The 17,056-nt window shown below is 73.2% G+C and carries 18 protein-coding genes; 6 read left to right on the forward strand and 12 right to left on the reverse strand.

What is annotated here, in order from left to right; genetic code table 11:
* Positions 1–12 precede the first annotated feature (12 nt).
* On the reverse strand, positions 13–180 hold the full coding sequence (locus ACFVIU_RS02900) for a DUF3117 domain-containing protein (protein ID WP_385840176.1): 168 nt from the start codon (positions 178–180) through the stop codon (positions 13–15).
* Positions 181–553: 373 nt separating this feature from the next.
* Here ACFVIU_RS02900 and ACFVIU_RS02905 point away from each other — a divergent pair, with 373 nt between their 5' ends.
* On the forward strand, positions 554–1,357 hold the full coding sequence (locus ACFVIU_RS02905) for an enoyl-CoA hydratase/isomerase family protein (protein WP_385840178.1): 804 nt from the start codon (positions 554–556) through the stop codon (positions 1,355–1,357).
* Between the two features lie 33 nt (positions 1,358–1,390).
* Here the strand turns inward: ACFVIU_RS02905 and ACFVIU_RS02910 are convergent, their stop codons facing one another.
* Together ACFVIU_RS02910 and ACFVIU_RS02915 are read right to left on the reverse strand one after the other, a co-directional pair.
* Positions 1,391–1,978 (reverse strand): DNA-3-methyladenine glycosylase I, encoded by a 588-nt coding sequence (locus ACFVIU_RS02910; protein ID WP_385840179.1) that lies wholly within the window; start codon positions 1,976–1,978, stop codon positions 1,391–1,393.
* Positions 1,975–2,352, reverse strand: a complete 378-nt coding sequence (locus ACFVIU_RS02915) for a DivIVA domain-containing protein (protein WP_385840180.1) — start codon at positions 2,350–2,352, stop codon at positions 1,975–1,977. The genes ACFVIU_RS02910 and ACFVIU_RS02915 overlap by 4 nt, the downstream gene beginning before the upstream one ends.
* Before the next feature lie 137 nt (positions 2,353–2,489).
* Here ACFVIU_RS02915 and folP point away from each other — a divergent pair, with 137 nt between their 5' ends.
* Positions 2,490–3,350: a dihydropteroate synthase gene (folP, locus tag ACFVIU_RS02920; protein WP_385840181.1), complete on the forward strand. Its 861-nt coding sequence runs from the start codon at positions 2,490–2,492 to the stop codon at positions 3,348–3,350.
* Positions 3,351–3,360: 10 nt separating this feature from the next.
* Here folP and ACFVIU_RS02925 read toward each other — a convergent pair whose 3' ends face one another.
* Both ACFVIU_RS02925 and dapE read right to left on the reverse strand, forming a co-directional pair.
* Positions 3,361–4,119: a TIGR00730 family Rossman fold protein gene (locus ACFVIU_RS02925; RefSeq protein ID WP_385840182.1), complete on the reverse strand. Its 759-nt coding sequence runs from the start codon at positions 4,117–4,119 to the stop codon at positions 3,361–3,363.
* A 304-nt stretch (positions 4,120–4,423) separates the two neighbouring features.
* A complete protein-coding gene (dapE, locus tag ACFVIU_RS02930; RefSeq protein WP_385840184.1) occupies positions 4,424–5,503 on the reverse strand; it encodes a succinyl-diaminopimelate desuccinylase in 1,080 nt (359 codons plus the stop codon).
* 95 nt (positions 5,504–5,598) lie between these two features.
* Between dapE and ACFVIU_RS02935 the strand changes: the two genes are divergently transcribed.
* Complete coding sequence (locus ACFVIU_RS02935; protein WP_385840185.1) at positions 5,599–6,612, forward strand: heavy metal transporter; 1,014 nt, start codon at positions 5,599–5,601, stop codon at positions 6,610–6,612.
* 285 nt (positions 6,613–6,897) lie between these two features.
* A complete protein-coding gene (locus ACFVIU_RS02940; RefSeq protein ID WP_385840187.1) occupies positions 6,898–7,317 on the forward strand; it encodes an ATP-binding protein in 420 nt (139 codons plus the stop codon).
* A gap of 99 nt (positions 7,318–7,416) precedes the next feature.
* Here the strand turns inward: ACFVIU_RS02940 and ACFVIU_RS02945 are convergent, their stop codons facing one another.
* Both ACFVIU_RS02945 and fdxA read right to left on the reverse strand, forming a co-directional pair.
* Positions 7,417–8,514 (reverse strand): bifunctional succinyldiaminopimelate transaminase/glutamate-prephenate aminotransferase, encoded by a 1,098-nt coding sequence (locus tag ACFVIU_RS02945; RefSeq protein ID WP_385840188.1) that lies wholly within the window; start codon positions 8,512–8,514, stop codon positions 7,417–7,419.
* Positions 8,515–8,662: 148 nt separating this feature from the next.
* A complete protein-coding gene (gene fdxA / locus ACFVIU_RS02950) occupies positions 8,663–8,983 on the reverse strand; it encodes a ferredoxin (protein ID WP_023546973.1) in 321 nt (106 codons plus the stop codon).
* Between the two features lie 140 nt (positions 8,984–9,123).
* Between fdxA and ACFVIU_RS02955 the strand changes: the two genes are divergently transcribed.
* Positions 9,124–10,152 carry a GNAT family N-acetyltransferase gene (locus tag ACFVIU_RS02955; RefSeq protein WP_385840189.1) on the forward strand — a complete coding sequence of 343 codons (1,029 nt, stop codon included), beginning with the start codon at positions 9,124–9,126 and terminating at the stop codon, positions 10,150–10,152.
* Positions 10,153–10,181: 29 nt separating this feature from the next.
* A complete protein-coding gene (locus ACFVIU_RS02960) occupies positions 10,182–11,048 on the forward strand; it encodes a tetratricopeptide repeat protein (RefSeq protein ID WP_385840190.1) in 867 nt (288 codons plus the stop codon).
* 13 nt (positions 11,049–11,061) lie between these two features.
* Here ACFVIU_RS02960 and ACFVIU_RS02965 read toward each other — a convergent pair whose 3' ends face one another.
* The 5 genes from ACFVIU_RS02965 to ACFVIU_RS02985 form a co-directional block, all read right to left on the reverse strand.
* Positions 11,062–11,676: a DNA-binding response regulator gene (locus tag ACFVIU_RS02965; protein WP_385840191.1), complete on the reverse strand. Its 615-nt coding sequence runs from the start codon at positions 11,674–11,676 to the stop codon at positions 11,062–11,064.
* Positions 11,673–12,875: a sensor histidine kinase gene (locus ACFVIU_RS02970; RefSeq protein WP_385840193.1), complete on the reverse strand. Its 1,203-nt coding sequence runs from the start codon at positions 12,873–12,875 to the stop codon at positions 11,673–11,675. The genes ACFVIU_RS02965 and ACFVIU_RS02970 overlap by 4 nt, the downstream gene beginning before the upstream one ends.
* A gap of 5 nt (positions 12,876–12,880) precedes the next feature.
* Positions 12,881–13,621: an ABC transporter permease gene (locus ACFVIU_RS02975; protein WP_385840195.1), complete on the reverse strand. Its 741-nt coding sequence runs from the start codon at positions 13,619–13,621 to the stop codon at positions 12,881–12,883.
* Entirely contained in the window at positions 13,618–14,547 is a 930-nt protein-coding gene (locus ACFVIU_RS02980) for an ABC transporter ATP-binding protein (RefSeq protein ID WP_385840196.1), read from the reverse strand. Before ACFVIU_RS02980 ends, ACFVIU_RS02975 begins: the two co-directional genes overlap by 4 nt.
* A 125-nt stretch (positions 14,548–14,672) precedes the next feature.
* The gene (locus tag ACFVIU_RS02985; RefSeq protein ID WP_385840197.1) at positions 14,673–16,940 is read right to left on the reverse strand and encodes a hypothetical protein; all 2,268 of its coding nucleotides are present in this window, start codon (positions 16,938–16,940) and stop codon (positions 14,673–14,675) included.
* Between the last annotated feature and the right edge of the window lie 116 nt (positions 16,941–17,056).

Raw genomic sequence — 17,056 nt, forward strand, 5'->3', positions numbered from 1 at the left:
TGACTCGTTCGCTCAGACGACGACGTTCTTCAGCGCGTCGCCGAGCGCCGCGGCCTCGTCAGGGGTCAGCTCGACGACAAGCCGACCGCCGCCTTCGAGCGGAACGCGCATGACGATGCCCCGCCCCTCCTTGGTCACCTCGAGCGGGCCATCGCCCGTCCGCGGCTTCATGGCCGCCATGCTCGTTCCCCTTCCTGAAACCAGCTCATCGTCTGCCGACAGCCCCGAGGGGCGCACCCGCGGTCCGGCTCGGACACACGACACCGGCATCGAACACATTGCTTCCAGGCCATTATCCCGCATCTCAGGACCCGATGACCAACATCAGTCGGCATCGCTTGGGCAACGCGCGCGAGCAAAACCACTCAATTCGGCGATGTGGCTGTGATACTGCTCCCCCGCGCGAACCCGCACCGCACGGCGCCGCTCCGCTTTTCTTTGACACAGGTCACACGTCCGTTCCGGCCCTTGGACGGCGATCTCCGCCATGCTGTCCTTCGGACAGGGACGTACTGAGCGGTACGTCAGCCGCGAGGACAACGGAGGGGACGCCATGACCGACACCGTGCTCTACGAGGTGGGCGACGGGCTCGCGACGATCACGCTGAACCGCCCCGAGGCGATGAACGCGCTGAACATCGCGACCAAGGTCGCCCTGCGGGAGGCGGCGGAATCCGCGGCCGGGGACACGGCCGTACGGGCGATCCTGCTGACCGCCGCCGGGGACCGGGCGTTCTGCGTGGGCCAGGACCTCAAGGAGCACATCGGACTGCTCGCCGCCGACCGGGAGACCGGCTCCGGGCACACCATGAGCACGGTCAAGGAGCACTACAACCCGATCGTCCGGGCGCTCACCGGGGCGGCCAAGCCGGTGGTCGCCGCGGTGAACGGCGTCGCGGCCGGGGCGGGCTTCGGCTTCGCGCTCGCCGCGGACTACCGGATCGTGGCCGACACCGCCTCCTTCAACACGTCGTTCGCGGGGGTGGCGCTCACCGCCGACTCCGGCATCTCCTGGACCCTGCCGCGGGTGATCGGCCCCAGCCGCGCCGCCGACCTGCTGCTCTTCCCGCGCAGCATCAGCGCCCAGGACGCGCTGGAGCTGGGTGTCGCCAACCGGGTCGTGCCCTCCGCTCAGCTGCGCGCCGAGGCCGAGAAGGTGGCGCGGGCGCTGGCCGAGGGACCGACGGTCGCGTACGCGGCGATCAAGGAGGCGGTGGCCTACGGGCTGACGCACTCCCTCGACGAGACGCTGGAGAAGGAGGACGAGCTCCAGACGCGGGCGGGGCAGTCCGAGGACCACGCGATCGCGGTGCAGGCGTTCGTGAACAAGGAGAAGCCGAAGTACCTGGGGCGGTGAGTCCTACTTAGAGGACTTCTCGCAGGGCTCGTCTCAGGGCGCGCTGCGGGCCACGCAGGTCGCCAGGTGGTCGTTGACGAGCCCGCACGCCTGCATCAGGGCGTAGGCCGTCGTCGGGCCGACGAATCTGAGGCCCCGCTTCTTCAGGGCCTTGGACAGGGCCGTCGACTCCGGGGTGACCGCAGGGACGTCGGCCAGGGTCCGCGGGACCGGGCGGGCGGCCGGGTCCGGGGCGTGGGACCAGATCAGCTCGTCCAGCTCGCCCTCGGCCCAGCCGGCGAGCACGCGCGCGTTGGCGAGCGTGGCGTCGATCTTGGCGCGGTTGCGGATGATGCCGGCGTCGGCCAGCAGCCGGTCGCGGTCCTCCTCGGTGAAGGCCGCGACCTTCTCGATGTGGAAGCCGGCGAAGGCGGTACGGAAGCCGGGGCGGCGGCGCAGGATCGTGATCCAGGACAGGCCGGACTGGAAGGCCTCCAGGCTGATCCGCTCGAAGAGGGCGTCGTCGCCGTGGACCGGGCGGCCCCATTCCTCGTCGTGGTACGACACGTAGTCCTCGGTGGACAGGGCCCACGGGCAGCGCAGCGCGCCGTCGGCCCCGGCGAGGGCACCTCCGTCGCTCATCGCTGCTCCTCCGGGCGCTCGCCCCGCTCCGGCTGGTGCGCCTGGCCGTGCGCGTGCACGTGCGCGGCGGCGGCGCGGGCGCCGGCCAGGGCGGACTCCAGGTCGGCGATGTGGGCGTCCCGCTCGGCGAGCTCCGCGGCCAGCCGGCCGAGGGCGTCGTCGACGTCCGCCATGCGGTAGCCGCGCGGCGCGACGGGGAAGCGCAGGCCCTCCACGTCCGCGCTGTCGACCGGGCGGTCGGCGGGCAGCGGATCGCGCAGCCGCTCGGGCGCCGCCTCGGGCAGCGGGGCGCTCTCACCGCCGCCCACCACGGCGAGTGTCACCGCGGCGACCACGACGGCCAGCGCGACGACCAGGAACAAGAACATCACCATCGCCAGGGGGTCCCCACGCTCTCAGCCGGACACGGTGCCGGCAGCCGAACTGTATGGGTCCGATCGTGCCATGCGGGTCCGACAGTTAGGGTCACAGACGGCCGTACTGCGGGACGTACTAGGAGAGGTCACAGCGGATGCTCAGGCTGGGCAGGCGGGAATTCGGCCCGCACGAGCCGGTGATCATGGCGATCGTGAACCGGACCCCGGACTCCTTCTACGACCAGGGGGCCACCTTCCGCGACGAGCCCGCCCTCGCGCGCGTGGAGCAGGCGGTGGCCGAGGGCGCCGCGATCATCGACATCGGCGGGGTGAAGGCCGGGCCCGGCGAGGAGGTCTCCGCGGCGGAGGAGGCCCGGCGCACGGTGGGCTTCGTGGCGGAGGTGCGGCGCCGCTTCCCGGACGTGGTCATCAGCGTGGACACCTGGCGGGCCGAGGTCGGCGAGGCGGTCTGCGCGGCCGGGGCGGATCTGCTGAACGACGCCTGGGGCGGTGTGGACCCCGGTCTGGCCGAGGTCGCGGCGCGCCACAAGGTGGGGCTGGTGTGCACGCACGCGGGCGGGGTGCAGCCGCGGACGCGTCCGCACCGGGTGGCGTACGACGATGTGATGGCCGACGTCCTGGAGGTGACCGTGGGGCTGGCGGAGCGGGCGGTCGCGCTGGGGGTGCCGCGCGAGTCGGTGCTCATCGATCCCGGGCACGACTTCGGGAAGAACACCCGGCACAGCCTGGAGGCCACGCGGCGGCTGGACGAGATGGTCGCGACGGGCTGGCCGGTGCTGGTGTCGCTGTCCAACAAGGACTTCGTCGGCGAGACGCTGGACCGGCCGGTGAAGGAGCGGTTGATCGGCACGCTGGCGACGACCGCGGTGTCGGCGTGGCTCGGGGCACAGGTGTACCGGGTGCACGAGGTGGCCGAGACCCGTCAGGTGCTGGACATGGTGGCCTCCATCGCCGGGCACCGCCCCCCTGCGGTGGCCCGGCGAGGCCTGGCCTGACGTAGGGCGCCTAGCGGGCCGCCTCCTTGGAGACCAGGGCCACCGCTTCCGACACGTCGTCCGTGACGTGGAAGAGGAGGAGGTCCTTCTCGGCCGCCTTGCCCTGGGCCACCAGGGTGTTCTTCAGCCAGTCCACCAGGCCGCCCCAGTACGCGCTGCCGAAGAGGACGATCGGGAAGCGGGTGACCTTCTGGGTCTGCACCAGGGTGAGGGCCTCGAAGAGTTCGTCGAGGGTGCCGAGGCCGCCGGGCAGGACCACGAACCCCTGGGCATACTTCACGAACATCATTTTTCTGACGAAGAAGTAGCGGAAGTTCAGCCCGATGTCGACGTAGGGGTTGAGCCCCTGCTCGAAGGGCAGCTCGATGCCGAGGCCGACCGAGATGCCGCCCGCCTCGCACGCGCCCCGGTTGGCCGCCTCCATCGCCCCGGGGCCGCCGCCCGTGATCACCGCCCAGCCGGCCTCCACCAGCCCCCGGCCGAGCCGCACTCCCGCGTCGTACTCCGGCGAGCCCTCCGGCGTGCGGGCCGAGCCGAACACGCTGATGGCGGGCGGGAGTTCGGCGAGCGTACCGAAGCCCTCGATGAATTCCGACTGGATGCGCAGTACCCGCCAGGGGTCGGTGTGCACCCAGTCCGAGGGGCCGCCCGCGTCCAGCAGCCGCTGGTCGGTCGTACTGGCGGTCACCTGGCCGCGCCGTCGGAGGACCGGTCCGAGCCGCTGCTCGTCCGGCGGCTGCTTCTTCCCCTCGGGGTTTCCGGTAGCCATGTGCGCTCCCTCCGCTTGCCGGTAGTTCGGTCTCAGACTAGGGCCTGTCTTTCGGATCAGGTCGGCTTCGGCTGACGGCGCCTTCTCGGCCGACCCGAGCGGGCCCTGGTGCGTGCAGATGCAAGGCGGAGGACCGAGTCGACGCGGAGCGTCGGCGAGGGACGACAACGCAGCAGATGTGCGTGCCAGGGCCCGCGACGCCGGCAAGATCCGAAAGACAGGCCCTGGATCCACCCGGGTTACGGAGGGGGTACGTCGGCGTGTCCGGTCACGAAGCGCCGCGCGGCGGCCCTGCGGTGCCCGCTTACGCGGTGAGCCAGTTCCGCAGGTGCTCCTCGCCCGCGATGATCTTCGCCGTCTCCACCCGCTCGTCGCGCTTGTGGGCCAGGTGCGGGTTGCCGGGGCCGTAGTTGACCGCCGGGATGCCGAGCGCGGAGAACCGGGAGACGTCCGTCCAGCCGTACTTGGGGCGCGGGGTGCCGCCCACCGCCTCGACGAAGGCGGCCGCGGCCGGCTGGGAGAGGCCGGGGAGGGCGCCGGGGCTGTGGTCGTCGACCACGAACTCCTCGACACCGCAGTCCGCGAACACCTCGCGGACGTGCGCGAGCGCCTCCTCCTCGGTGCGGTCGGGGGCGTAGCGGAAGTTGACGGTGACGACGCACTCGTCGGGGATGACGTTGCCCGCCACTCCCCCGGCGATGCGCACCGCGTTCAGGCCCTCGCGGTACTCGAGGCCGTCGATCAGCGGCCGACGCGGCTCGTAGGAGGCCAGCCGGGCCAGGATGGGCGCCGCGGCGTGGATGGCGTTGGAGCCCATCCAGCCGCGCGCGGAGTGGGCCCGCTCGCCCTTGGTCTTCAGCAGCACGCGGAGCGTGCCCTGGCAGCCGCCCTCCACCTCGCCGTCGGAGGGCTCCAGCAGGACCGCGAAGTCGCCCGCCAGCCACTCCGGGTGGGCCGCGGCGATGTGCTTGAGGCCGTTCAGCTCCGCGGCGACCTCCTCGTTGTCGTAGAAGACGAAGGTCAGGTCGCGGTTGGGGGCGGGGACCGTGGCCGCGAGGCGCAGCTGCACGGCGACCCCGGACTTCATGTCGCAGGTGCCGCAGCCCCACAGCACGCCGTCCTCGTCCAGCCGGGAGGGGACGTTGTCCGCGATCGGGACGGTGTCGATGTGGCCGGCCAGGATCACCCGCTCGGCCCGGCCGAGGTCGGTGCGGGCGACCACGTTGTTGCCGTACCGGTCCACCGTCAGGTGCGGCAGGGCGCGCAGGGCGGTCTCGATGGCGTCCGCGAGGGGCTTCTCGGTGCCGCTCTCGGAGGGGAAGTCCACGAGCCGCGCGGTGAGCGCGGCGGCGTCCAGCGTGAGGTCAAGCGAGGTGTCGGCCATGCTCACGACCCTAGCGCGCCCCCGCCGGGGCCCCCTCGCTCGCGCTGTGCGGAACCCCTCGTGAGGGCCGTCGGGGGCTCCAGTACCTTGTACGCGTGCCAGAGCCGTCCCCCACCCGTCCCAAGCGCCGCGGCCGCCTCTTCCGTTTCACGGCGGCCCTGTTGGTCCTGTGCGGTGTCGCCGCCTATCTCGTGGTGCAGTACATCACCGGCGGCGGCGGAGCGCGCGGCTGCACGGTGGTCTCCGCCGACGGGAGCGGGACGTCGTTCGAGTTCACGCCGGAGCAGGCGGCGAACGCGGCGACGATCGCCGCCGTCGGCACCGGGCGCGGGATGCCCGAGCGGGCCGTCACCATCGCGCTCGCGACCGCCCTCCAGGAGTCGGGGCTGCGCAACATCGAGCACGGCGACCGGGACTCGCTGGGCCTGTTCCAGCAGCGCCCCTCGCAGGGCTGGGGCACCGAGCAACAGATCATGGACCCGGACTACGCGGCCGGCATCTTCTACGCGCACCTGGCCAAGGTGCCCGACTACATGGACCTGCCGCTGACGGTGGCCGCGCAGCGGGTGCAGCGCAGCGGCTATCCGGAGGCGTACGCCAAGCACGAGGCGGACGCCGGGCTGCTGGCGGCGGCGCTGACCGGCCGGGCGGCGGCCACCCTGACCTGCGACGGACGCCGGGACACCACGGCCACGGCGACCGGCCCGGACGCGGTACGGGCCGCGCTGGTCCGGGACTTCGGGCGGGACGCGTTGCAGGAGACCGGCGCGGAGGTGGGCGGGGTGCCCGTGCCGTCGCCGTCCCCGGCGCCGAGCGTGGCCGCGACCGCGCAGGGCTCGACGGTGACGGTGGCGGTGCCCGAGGGCGCGCGGACCGACGCGCGGGGGCGTACGGAACTGGAGCGGGGCTGGCAGCTGGCGCACTGGGCCGTCGCCAACTCCTCGGCGCTGCACATCCAGCGGGTGGCCTACGCGGGCCGGGAGTGGACCGTGGGCAGCACCAGCAACACCTGGCGGACGGTGGCCTCGGACGGCTCCGCGGGGGCCGGCGCCGGCAGCCAGGCCGGGGAGCGCCCGACGGGCGTCGTCCGGATCGTGACCGGACAGTAGTACGGGGGATCACTCCGGGGGGTTGCGCGGCGCCGGACCGGACCGCCGCCCCGGCGAGGGTGGCCTCTGTGCCGGAATTCCCGGGAATTCAAGGGCCGGAAGGATTCTGCACACGCTCGGGCAGACGTTCTTTGCCCGTTTTTATCCACACCTGATAATGCGATGCGTTATCCATTCTTTACCTGCGGCGTCCGCAACCTTCAGGGGGTTCGAGCGGTAGTCACGGCGTCCGAGCCGGAACCGGACCGGACACCACCACCGTTTTCTTCCGTCGAATGGAGCATCATGTCCCTCCCTCTGACCCGCCGGATCGCCCGTGCCGCGCTGCTCGTCGCAGCGGGAGCGGCTGCCGGGGTCGGTGCGGCCGGCTCCGCCAATGCGGCCGCGAACCTGCCGGCGGCCACGCCGAACCTCGGTGGTCTGACCGCCGTGGACGGGGCGCACGTCGGCAACACGGTCGACGGTGCCACGCAGAACGTCACCTCGCTCGCGGGCCACGCGGGCGGCAAGGCCGTCGAGCAGACGGTGCCGGCCGCGGGCAAGACCGGTGGCAGCGCCGTGAAGAAGACGACGCCCGTGGCGCAGAAGGCCGCGGGGGACGCGGCCGGTGCCGCGGGGGGCGTGCTCGGCGACACCGCGTCCACCGCGACGAAGGGCGGCCTGCCGAACCTGCCGGTGCAGGGCGGCCTGCCGCTGGGCGGCTGAGCGCGCCGCTCGACCGCTGACGGCCGCTGACGGGGCCCGGGGAGTTCCCCGGGCCCCGTTTTGCCGTACCCGCCCGGCTGCCGGGCCGTCAGGCGGGTGCTACACCGTCAGACGCTGCGCAGCGGCCCGTACGCGCTCGTCGGAGGCGGTCAGGGCCACGCGGACGAAGTTCCGGCCCGCCTCGCCGTAGAAGTCGCCGGGGGCGACCAGGATGCCCCGCTCGGCCAGGTGGGCGACGGTGGTCCAGCAGGACTCGTCGCGGGTGGCCCAGAGGTACAGGCTCGCCTCGCTGTGCTCGATGCGGAAGCCGTGGGCCAGCAGCGCCGCCCGCAGGATCTCCCGGCGGGCCGCGTAGCGCTCGCGCTGTTCGTGGACGTGGGTGTCGTCGGACAGCGCCGCCACGACCGCCGCCTGGGTCGGCGCCGAGGTCATCATGCCGCCGTGCTTGCGGATCTCCAGCAGCGGGCCCAGCACCGCCGGGTCGCCGGCGATGAAGGCCGCCCGGTAGCCGGCCAGGTTGGACCGCTTGGACAGGGAGTGGACGGCCACGATGCCGTCGTAGGAGCCGCCGTTCACGTCCGGGTGCAGGACCGAGACCGGGTCGGCCTCCCAGCCCAGCTCCAGGTAGCACTCGTCGGAGACGAGCAGGACGCCGTGCGCGCGGGCCCAGGCGACGATGTCGGCCAGGTCCTGCTTCGGGACGACCCGGCCGGTCGGGTTGGACGGGGAGTTCAGCCAGAGCAGCTTCAGGCCCTCGGGGTCCAGCTCGCGCGGGTCGTCGTAGACCTCGTACGCGGCGCGGGCCAGGCGGGCGCCGACCTCGTAGGTGGGATAGGCCAGGCGCGGGTAGGCGACCCGGTCGCCGGGGCCGAGGCCGAGCTGGGTCGGCAGCCAGGCCACCAGCTCCTTGGAGCCGACCACCGGCAGGACATGGCGGTGGGTCACCTCGCGGGCGCCCAGGCGGCGCTCCAGCCAGCCGGTGATCGCGTCGCGCAGCGCCGGGGTGCCCCAGACCGTCGGGTAGCCAGGCGAGTCCGCGGCGGCGACGAGCGCCTTCTGGACCAGCTCGGGAACCGGGTCGACGGGGGTGCCGACGGAGAGGTCGACGATGCCGTCGAGGTGCGCGGCGGCCGTCTTCTTGTACGGGTCCAGCTTGTCCCAGGGGAAGGTGGGGAGCCGGTCGGAGACTGCGGACACGGTCGGTGGCTCGCTTTCGTCTGGTACGGCGGAACGCCCGGCGGCGTGGGAAAACGCCTCGGTCCCGTGCGGCGGCGATCAGGGCGATCCGGCCGTACGGGACCGAGGCGGCGCGGCGCGGTGGGCGGGCCGCTTGGTGCTTAAACGGTCACTCGCCCTGCGGCGGCAGCGCGGCGACGAAGGGGTGGTCGCGCTCGATCAGCCCCAGCTTGCTGGCCCCGCCGGGCGAGCCCAGCTCGTCGAAGAACTCGACGTTGGCCTTGTAGTAGTCCTTCCACTCCTCCGGGACGTCGTCCTCGTAGAAGATCGCCTCGACCGGGCAGACCGGCTCACAGGCACCACAGTCGACGCATTCGTCCGGGTGGATGTACAAGGACCGGGAGCCCTCGTAAATGCAGTCGACCGGGCACTCCTCGATGCACGCCTTGTCCTTGACGTCGACACAAGGCTGCGCGATGACGTAGGTCACGCTGTCGTTCCTCCTCGATAGGGCGCTGGCGGGCCTCCTCAGGCTCCGCCGCCTGGCGCGCGGGAGCGCGGCGTAGTCGATGCCCGCCCCTAGTATCTCCGTTCCGGAGCATGATCCGAGCAGGAGGGGTGATCTGACCAGTGGGAATCTCGGCGGCAGGACGTCTGGAAGTCCGTGTTACCCCTTCTGACGTGGGAAAACGTATCTCGGTACGATGCTTGGCCGGAACCGGTCAGGGAGCCCAGAAGTTCACTGACACGGTCGGTGTTCTCACATCATGGGATGCTGGCGTGCTCATGATCACACGACGGGACGGTCAGCGCGTCCGGATTCCGGAAAAGTCCCTGGTCGCGGGGAAGGTCGTGCCGGCCGCCCCGGCCCGCCGGCCGGGCCCCGCGGCCTCCTATGCCGAGCTGGCCCGGATCGCCGCGCGCGCCTGGCAGCCGGTGGAGAGCGAGCGGCTCGGCGAGTGGGAGCTGCGGGCTGCCCAGGGCTTTACCCGGCGGGCCAACAGCGTGTTGCCGCTCGGCGACCCGGGCCGCCCGCTCGACGCCGCCCTGGAGGCCGTACGACGCTGGTACGGCGAGCGCGGCCTGCCCGCCTACGTCCAGACCGCCACCGGGGCCGAGGGCACCCAGGAGCTGCTGGGCGCGGAGCTGGAGCGGCGCGGCTGGGTGCGGGAGGTGACCGCCGAGCTGTGGACCGGTGCGGCGGCGCCGGTCGCGGACCGGGCCGAGGGCGCCGGGGTGGTGCTGTCCCGGGAGGCGGACGAGGCATGGCTCGCGCGGTACCGGCGCAAGGGGGTGAGCGAGGTGGCCCTGCGGGTGCTGCACAGCGGGCCCTCGACGTGGTTCGCGACGGTTCCCGGTGGGCAGGCTCCCGCCGCGATCGGGCGGTGTGTGGTGGACGGGAGGTGGGCCGGGTTCGCCGCGGTCGAGGTGGACCCCGAACGGCGCCGTCAGGGGCTCGCCACCGAGGTGATGGCCGCGCTGGCCCGGCGCGCCCTGGACGAGGGCGCCTCGGCGGCCTGGCTCCAGGTGGAGCGGGACAACGAGGCCGCGCGGGGCCTGTACACGGCCCTGGGCTTCGCCCCGCACCACGCCTACCACTACTACCGGGCGCCGGACCGGCCGGAGGACGGCTCGGCGACCGGGTCGGCACGGTCGTAGAACCCGTCGGGAATGGGCAGGAGCCAGTCATGCACCACCCGTATCTGCCGCCGCCGTACCCGCCCCCGCCGGAACGTTCCGCCGAGCTGCGCGAGCGGTTCGCCCAGGAGGCCCGGTCCGAGCGGCCCGACCTCGCCGCGCTGTGCCTGCTGATCGGCGCGGAGGCGGACGGCACGCTGGACGAGGCCGGCATCGACGCCGCCCAGCTGGAGCTGGACCGGCTGGCCGGTGAGCTGCCGTACCGGCCGGGCGGGCCGCGCGCCTGGGCCGAGGCGGTACGACGGCTGCTCGGCGGGGCGTACGACTTCCACGGCACCCCGGGCGACTACCAGCGGCTGGAGTCCTCGCTGCTGCACGAGGTGCTGCGGCGGCGGCGCGGGCTGCCGATCCTGCTGTCGGTGGTGTGGCTGGAGGTCGCGCGGCGGGCGGGCGCCCCGGTGTACGGCGTCGCGCTGCCGGGGCACTTCGTGGTCGGCTTCGGTACGGCCAAGGAGCAGGTGCTGGCCGATCCGTTCGACGGCGGGCGGGTGCTGACCGGCACCGACGCCGAACTGCTGGTGGCCGGTGCCACGGGCGCGCCGCTGGACCCCGGGATGCTGGAGCCCGCGCCGCCGCTGGAGGTCGTCCAGCGGATCCTGAACAACATGCGCGCGTGGGCCGCCGCCCGGCCCGAGCGGTCGGACGTCGGGCTGCTGGCCGTGGAGCTGGCGCTGCTGATCCCCTCGCATCCGGCCCGGCTGCGCTACGAGCGCGGGCAGCTGCTGGTGCAGCGGGGGCAGTTCACCGCGGGGGCGGCGGAACTGGACGCCTACGCCCACCTGATCGAGGTGGTCGACGAGAGCGCCGCCCACCAGGTCCGCCAGGAGGCGAACACGGCGCGGGCCAAGCTCAACTGACGGTCCGGGGCGGTCAGAGCCAGCCCTTCTCCCGGGCTATGCGGACCGCCTCCGCCCGGTTGCGCACCGCCAGCTTCTGGATGGCGGTGGAGAGGTAGTTGCGGACCGTGCCCTGGGAGAGGTGGAGGGCCTTGGCCAGTTCGGCGTTGGTGGAGCCGTCGGCCGCCGCGCGGAGCACCTCGCGCTCGCGGTCGGTGAGCGGGTTGGCGCCCTCGGCGAGCGCGGCGGCGGCCAGGGTGGGGTCGATGACCCGCTCCCCGGCCAGCACCTTGCGCACGGCCGCCGCGAGCTGGGCGGCCGGCGCGTCCTTGACCAGGAAGGCGTCGGCACCCGCCTCCATGGCGCTGCGCAGATAGCCGGGCCGCCCGAAGGTGGTCAGCACGACGAGCTTGACCTGCGGAAACTCCTGGTGCACCCGGGCCGCCGCCTCGATGCCGGTGCAGCCCGGCATCTCGATGTCGAGCAGCGCCACGTCCACACCGTGGGCGCCGACGGCGGCGAGCACCTCGTCGCCGCGCGCCACCTGGGCGACGACCTCGATGTCGTCCTCGAGGCCGAGCAGTGCGGCCAGCGCCTCGCGGACCATCGACTGGTCCTCGGCCAACAGGACCTTGATCGTGCTCGTCATGCCCCGGATCCTATGTCCGCGCCGGGCTCCGTGGGCACGCGGGCGACCAGCCGGAAGCCGTGCCTGAACCGGCCCGCCTCCAGAGCGCCGCCGGCCTTCTCCAGCCGCTCGGCCAGGCCCGTCAGCCCGTTGCCGGGGCCGCCGCCGGGGACGCTGCCGGTCGCGCCGGACCCGTCGTCCTCCACGGTGAGTTCGAGGACCGGCCCGTCCAGGGTCTGGCGGCGCAGCAGCCGCACGGCACAGGTGTCGGCGCCGCTGTGCCGGACGACATTGGTGACCGCCTCGCGCAGCGCCCAGGCGAGCGCCGCCTCGGCCTCCTCGGGCACGCCGGTGAGGTCGGGCTCGGCGGGGATCTCGGCGGTGACCCCGGCGGCGGTCAGGGCCACTTCGGCACCGGCGAGTTCGGCGGCGAGGCGAGGCCGCCGGTAGCCGGTGACGGCCTCCCGGACGTCGACCAGGGCCTGCCGGCTGACCTGTTCGATGTCGGCGACCTGCTGGGCCGCCTTGTCGGGGTGGTCGGGCAGCATCCGGCCGGCCAGCTCGCTCTTCAGCGTGATCAGGGAGAGGGAGTGACCGAGCAGGTCGTGCAGGTCGCGGGCGAGGCGCAGGCGCTCCTCGTTGGCGGCGAGCTGGGCGACGGTGGCCCGCGCCTTGCGCAACTCGATCGTGGTCCGCACCAGTTGGCCGACGCCGGTCATCGCGAACCCGATGAGGAGGACGAGCAGCAGGTCCCAGCCCGGCCGCTGCCCGTCGTGCAGCCCGACGAGGAGGGCCACGGCGGCCGTGGCCGGGATCGCCCAGTAGGTGGCCCGGACCGGCAGGGTCGCCCCGCAGGCCACCGAGACGTAGACGAAGAGCCCGAGCCAGGCACTGCCGAGGGTGAAGGCGAGCAGGGGGGCCAGGACGCCGAGGACCGCGAGCAGACCGACCACGGTCCGCCGGGCGAACGGCCGGCCCATGTTCCGGAAGACCAGCGTCAGATAGGCCGCGACGAAGACGGTGAGGCCGAGCGCGCCGGCCGCGGTGGCCGCGGCCGGGTGCCGGCCGCCGGCCAGGTCGCCGACCGGCGGGGCGAGGAAGACCAGCCAGACCCCGATCCACAGCGCCTTGACCCGCAGCTCGCGCCACGTACGCGGGCCGTGGCCGATCAGCACCAAGCGCTCGGGCCGCCGTTCGCGGGCCCGGGTGTCTTCCGTCATGGCGCTCACGCCTTCAGCGTGTCCTTCCGGTACAGCCAGGCCGCGCCGCCCGCGAACAGCAGGAAGTAGACGGCGAGGACGGCGATGTCGGTGGCGTGCGGTGCCTGGCTCTGCTCGATCGCCCGTCCGAGGGCAGCGTACGCGTGGGTGGGCAGCCACTTCGCGATGTCCTGGAGGAACTGCGGGAAGGTCGTGGTCGGCATCCACAGGCCGCCGAGGATCGACAGACCGAAGTAGACGATCATCGTGATGGGGCGGACCGCGTCCCCGGAAGCGATATAGCCGATGGCCACGCCGAGCGCGGCGAAGACCAGGCTGCCGGCCCAGATGACCCCGGTCAGCGCGAGCCACTGCCAGGCGTCGAGGCGTACGTGCTTGACGGCGGCGGCGACCGCGAAGACCACGACGATGGACGGCAGGCTCACCACGGCCGCGCTGGCGGTCTTGGCGAGGACGTAGCCGTGCCCGGGCAGCGGGGTCAGCCGCAGCTGCCGTACCCAGCCGCTCTCGCGCTCCTTGGCGATGCGCTCGCTGTTGCCCATCAGCACGGCGGTCAGGGCGCCGAAGGAGGCCATGGACACCATCAGATAGGTCGCGACGGTCAGGCCGGTGCCGTCGACCTTCTGGTTCGAGCCGGCGCTGCTGGAGAAGATCAGGTAGATGAAGGAGGGGTAGAGCACCGAGAAGAACAGGAACTTCTTGTTCCGCATGACGCGGGCGAGTTCCAGCTTGATCAGCGAGTTCATGACTGCTTGGCCTCCTCGGCCTCCGTGATGGCGACGAAGGCCTGCTCCAGGCCGAGCCCGGCGACTTCGAGGTTGCGGGGGTAGACACCGAGGCCGTACAGGGCGTGGACGGTGGCGTCGGCGTCGGACGACTGGAGCCGGACGGTCTGCCCGGACACGTCGACGGACGTCAGGAACGGCAGCGCGCGCAGCGCGTCCTCGTCGATCCGGCCCTCCAGGTCGAAGGAGACCCGCCGGGCGCCCGCCCTGGCCTTGATCTCGGCGGCGGTGCCGTCGGCGAGGAGCCGGCCGCGGTGCAGCACGAGCACCCGGTCGGCGATGGCGTCGGCCTCTTCGAGGTAGTGGGTGGCGAACAGCACCGTACGGCCCTGGTCGGCCTGTTCCCGCATGGTGGCCCAGAAGGCCTGGCGGGCGGAGACGTCCATGCCGGTGGTCGGCTCGTCCAGCAGGATGAGGTCGCTGTCCCCGGCGGTGGCGAGCGCGAACCGGACCCGCTGGACCTGGCCGCCGGAGAGCTTGTTGACCTTGCGGTCGGCGATCTGGGTGATGCCCGCGCGGGCCATCACGTCGGCCGGCTTGTGCGGCCTCGGGTGCAGCGAGCAGCCGAGCTTGACGAGTTCGGCGACGGTGACCTCGTCCATCAGGCCGCCGCTCTGGAGCATGGCCCCGACCCGGCCGGCCACGATCGCCTCGCGCGGGGTGCCGCCGAACAGGCTCACCGAGCCGCTGTCGGGCTGCTTGAGGCCGAGGAGCAGGTCGAGGGTGGTGGACTTGCCGGCGCCGTTCGGGCCGAGCAGGGCCACGGTCTCGCCGGGGTGGAGGCGGAGCGAGAGGCCGTCGACGGCCCGCACGTTCCCGTAGGTCTTGGTCACCTGGTCGAACCCGACCACCGGGGCGGCGGTGGCCGGTGCCGCTGTCGTTGTCATGACACCCATGCTCGCCGAGCGGACCGGGAGGCGGGCAGTGTCGCCGGTCCTGAGTGCCGCATGACAGATGTCATACGCACAAGCGCGACGGGCCCGTGGACGGCCACGGGCCCGCCGCGCGGGTGTCAGCTGGGGTTGGTGGAGATGACCCCGACCCGGTTGGTCTTGCTCAGCAGTGCCGGACGCAGCGCGGCGTACACGTCCTGTGGGGTGACCGGCGTCTTCTTGCCGTTGCCGCGCGTGATGAGCACCCCGTCGAAGGCCTGGCCGTACAGCTGCTTCAGGGCGACCAGGTCGGGCTTGTCGACCAGCTTGCCGTTGACGGCCGTCACCTTGAGGAACTTCCACAGCGACTTCTGCGGGCTCATCAGGACCGAGTGCGCCGCGTCCACCCGTACGGTCACGAGCCCCGACATCGCCGGCTCCCCGAACTCCTTCAGCTCGCGGTCGACCTCGGCGTTCGAGACCGTCGGCTGCCGGGTGGTCGTCGGTACCGCGACCGCGGCCGCGCTGTCCGTCTCCACCATGGTGCGGTAGGCCTGCTCGATGGCCGCGGTGGAGCGGCCCGCGTCGATGCCCTTGCCCGTCTTGCCGTAGACGGCGACGGCCTTGCCCGCCACGAACTTCACGGTGCCGTCGGTGACCGAGCCGGAGCCGCCGCCGGCCTGCTGGAGGGCGGCCTGGAGCTTCTCCTCGTCCACCGGCATGACCGGGTCGATCACGCGCTTCTGGCCGAAGAGGGAGCCGACCACGGAGACCGGGTTGTAGTCGCTCTTCGCGGCCTTGCTCACGGTGGCCTGGAAGTCGAACTGGAGCCCCGCGTTGGCCGGGGTGAGGGTGACCGTGCGGCCGTCGACGGACAGCTTCAGCGGCTTGTTCACCCGGCTGCCGAAGGTGTCGTCGAGCTTCTTGACGGCGTCGTCGCGGGTGCCGCTGATGTCCACGCCGAGCACGGTGGTGCCGTTGGGCACGTCGGTGTGGTTCATCAGCAGTCCGGCGCCGTACACACCGCCCGCGACGACGACCAGGCCGACGGCGAGCAGCATCAGCTTGCTGCGGCCCTTCTTCTTCGGCTTGGCCTGCGCCTTGTTCTGCGCCCTGGGCGCGGGGGCCGGCGCGGGCTTCGGCGCCGTGTGCGGCACCGGGCCGTCGGAGTGCGAGCCGAAGGGGGCGCCCGACGGGCTGCCGGCGCCCGGGACGACCGGGATGCCGCTGGTGACGGTGTGCCCGGAGACGTTGTCGTCGGCCGGGGAGCGGTAGCCGGGGGTGCCGGGTTCCGGGGCCGGCTTCTGCGGGGTGAGGATCGCGGTGTCGTCGCTGATCCCGCCGCCGGGACCGCGGCCGACGGGGGCGCCGGCGGCCTCCGTGCCTGCGAGGTCGGCGATGGCGCTGCGCTGGGCCGTGGCCCGCGGGCCGCCGAAGGGCTCACCGCGGCCGAGGTCGGCGCCGGACGTGAGGAAGGGGCTGTCGCCGGTGACCGGGCCGCCGGTGGGCCCGGCCGGACCCTGCGGGCCGCCGGGACCGCCGGAACCGAGCGGCCCGTCGAAGCCGCCGGAACCGCCGGAACCGGCCGCGGCACCGCCGCCGAAGCCGTCGGCCGCGCCGGTGTCGGCGCCGTCCGAGAAGTACGGCAGCTCGTCCCGGCGGGAGTCACCCGTGCCGGACGGGCGGGAGCCGCCGCCCAGCGGGCCCGCGGCCAGCGCCTCGGTCACGTCGAAGGAGCCGGTGCCACCGCCGTGGCCCGGGGCGACCGGACCGCCGGTGGCGCCGGGCAGACCGCCCTTGCCGCCCGTACCGCCGGGCCGGGAGCCGCCGGACATGCTCATGGAGCCGACCACGCCACCGGGACGGCCACCGCCGGAGCGTGCGCCACCCGGGCGTGCGCCGGTGCTACCAGTCGTACCGGATGCACCCGGACCACCCGGACGGGCGGCCGACGCGCCGGGGGCGGTGCCGGAACCGCCGGGCGTCCCGGCCCCGTTCGTGCCGCCGCCGCCCGGAGCGCCCTTGGGCGCCGAGGACTTGCGGGGCGCGAACCAGTCGCTGGCCTTCTCCTCGGCCTGCGCGGCCGGTTCGGCGGCGGCCCGGTCGGGCTCGGCCGGAGCGGCGGGCGCCTGCTCGGCGGGTGCCTCGTCCGCGGCGGAGCCCTCGGCCTCCCCGACGGGCTTGCGCACGACGACGGGCGGGATGGGCCGGGAACCGGGGATGTTGATCCGGATCCGGGTGGTCAGCGTGGTCTCGGTCTTCTTCTCCTCCGGACGCGCACCCGAACGGCCCGCGTCCGTACCGTCGTCGGAAGCCAAGGGGGTCCCGTACGGCGGCGTGCCGGAGGGGTATGCGGCTCCGCCGCGCCCGTCGGGCCCGGAGGACGGAGTGTCAGTTTCACGACTCAAGGCAGGTTCTCCCAGTTGGCTCCACCGCCCGTCACGACCTCATTTGCTCGGGCAGCTCGGCGGCGCGCACCACCATACTGGCCACTTCTGGCGTGTATCCCATGACCGCTGAGGAA

Source organism: Streptomyces sp. NPDC127190 (assembly GCF_042672505.1).
Classification (GTDB): Bacteria; Actinomycetota; Actinomycetes; order Streptomycetales; family Streptomycetaceae; genus Streptomyces.

What these genes read in the sequence shown, in the direction of transcription:
- ACFVIU_RS02900 (WP_385840176.1), bottom strand. Translation starts at nt 180, where the DNA reads ATGGCGGCCATGAAGCCGCGGACGGGCGATGGCCCGCTCGAGGTGACC.
- ACFVIU_RS02905 (WP_385840178.1), top strand. Translation starts at nt 554, where the DNA reads ATGACCGACACCGTGCTCTACGAGGTGGGCGACGGGCTCGCGACGATC.
- ACFVIU_RS02910 (WP_385840179.1), bottom strand. Translation starts at nt 1,978, where the DNA reads ATGAGCGACGGAGGTGCCCTCGCCGGGGCCGACGGCGCGCTGCGCTGC.
- ACFVIU_RS02915 (WP_385840180.1), bottom strand. Translation starts at nt 2,352, where the DNA reads ATGGTGATGTTCTTGTTCCTGGTCGTCGCGCTGGCCGTCGTGGTCGCC.
- folP (WP_385840181.1), top strand. Translation starts at nt 2,490, where the DNA reads ATGCTCAGGCTGGGCAGGCGGGAATTCGGCCCGCACGAGCCGGTGATC.
- ACFVIU_RS02925 (WP_385840182.1), bottom strand. Translation starts at nt 4,119, where the DNA reads ATGGCTACCGGAAACCCCGAGGGGAAGAAGCAGCCGCCGGACGAGCAG.
- dapE (WP_385840184.1), bottom strand. Translation starts at nt 5,503, where the DNA reads ATGGCCGACACCTCGCTTGACCTCACGCTGGACGCCGCCGCGCTCACC.
- ACFVIU_RS02940 (WP_385840187.1), top strand. Translation starts at nt 6,898, where the DNA reads ATGTCCCTCCCTCTGACCCGCCGGATCGCCCGTGCCGCGCTGCTCGTC.
- ACFVIU_RS02960 (WP_385840190.1), top strand. Translation starts at nt 10,182, where the DNA reads ATGCACCACCCGTATCTGCCGCCGCCGTACCCGCCCCCGCCGGAACGT.
- ACFVIU_RS02965 (WP_385840191.1), bottom strand. Translation starts at nt 11,676, where the DNA reads ATGACGAGCACGATCAAGGTCCTGTTGGCCGAGGACCAGTCGATGGTC.
- ACFVIU_RS02970 (WP_385840193.1), bottom strand. Translation starts at nt 12,875, where the DNA reads ATGACGGAAGACACCCGGGCCCGCGAACGGCGGCCCGAGCGCTTGGTG.
- ACFVIU_RS02975 (WP_385840195.1), bottom strand. Translation starts at nt 13,621, where the DNA reads ATGAACTCGCTGATCAAGCTGGAACTCGCCCGCGTCATGCGGAACAAG.
- ACFVIU_RS02980 (WP_385840196.1), bottom strand. Translation starts at nt 14,547, where the DNA reads ATGACAACGACAGCGGCACCGGCCACCGCCGCCCCGGTGGTCGGGTTC.